Source organism: Vibrio owensii CAIM 1854 = LMG 25443, assembly GCF_000817815.1.
Classification (GTDB): Bacteria; Pseudomonadota; Gammaproteobacteria; order Enterobacterales; family Vibrionaceae; genus Vibrio; species Vibrio owensii.
This window is the reverse complement of record NZ_JPRD01000111.1, coordinates 1-720: the sequence shown is the minus strand read 5'-3', so window position 1 is coordinate 720 and position 720 is coordinate 1. Positions and strand designations below refer to the sequence as shown.

The following is a 720-nucleotide window of genomic DNA, read 5'->3' as shown; positions in this document are numbered from 1 at the left end:
CGGAGTTTCTCAGATTAAACACCGAATGTAGAGCTGCTGTCCGATCCACTGTTGTCAGTGGTAGCTATTGTTGACAAAAGAGGGAGTCCATGTAGCTTTCTAATGTGGACGTTAATCGACGTTGCTCTTGTTGTATGCTCTGGTCACGACATGTTTTTGGATCTTTGCCCTGTTCAATGAGTTCACGAGCTTCACGTGTTTTTTCGCGAACAACTTTTAGAGAAGTATTTGGATAAGTACCTAACGTGAAATTAACACGCTTAGATAGAATAGGGTGGGTATAATTGAGGGGCATGTTTTGCTGCCGTTCGTTTTAACACGAAGACGCGGGCCGTTGCCGTCTGAAAGGATGTATTCCTTTGCTTGAGGCTTAGCGTTTTTGATTTGAATTTCAGTATGGGGTTTTACTTGTTTTGCCATGATGGTACTACACCGTTAAGTAAAAGACAGTGACAATGTACCCAATGATGTACCATTGAAACCAAGTCACAGAGTGTCTTCATTCGCCGTAAAGCGTCAGACAAGCCTTGTGAATACTGGATTTTAGGTATAAAAAAGACGTCCTAAGACGTTTTTTCAATGGCTTGGCGGAGCGGACGGGACTCGAACCCGCGACCCCCGGCGTGACAGGCCGGTATTCTAACCAACTGAACTACCGCTCCGCACTGGTTAGACATTTAAGTCTAAATTTAAAGCCTGGCGATGTCCTACTCTCACATG

General features: G+C 44.6%; 1 protein-coding gene and 1 tRNA gene. Both read right to left on the bottom strand.

Annotation, left to right across the window (positions count from 1 at the left end; genetic code table 11):
• Positions 1-64: 64 nt before the first annotated feature.
• Positions 65-295 carry an Arm DNA-binding domain-containing protein gene (locus H735_RS32180; protein WP_152447649.1) on the bottom strand — a complete coding sequence of 77 codons (231 nt, stop codon included), beginning with the start codon at positions 293-295 and terminating at the stop codon, positions 65-67.
• Between the two features lie 290 nt (positions 296-585).
• Positions 586-662, bottom strand: a tRNA-Asp gene (locus H735_RS29535).
• Between the last annotated feature and the right edge of the window lie 58 nt (positions 663-720).

Coding starts and splice junctions, on each gene's coding strand:
- H735_RS32180 (WP_152447649.1), bottom strand. CDS start 295: ATGCCCCTCAATTATACCCACCCTATTCTATCTAAGCGTGTTAATTTC.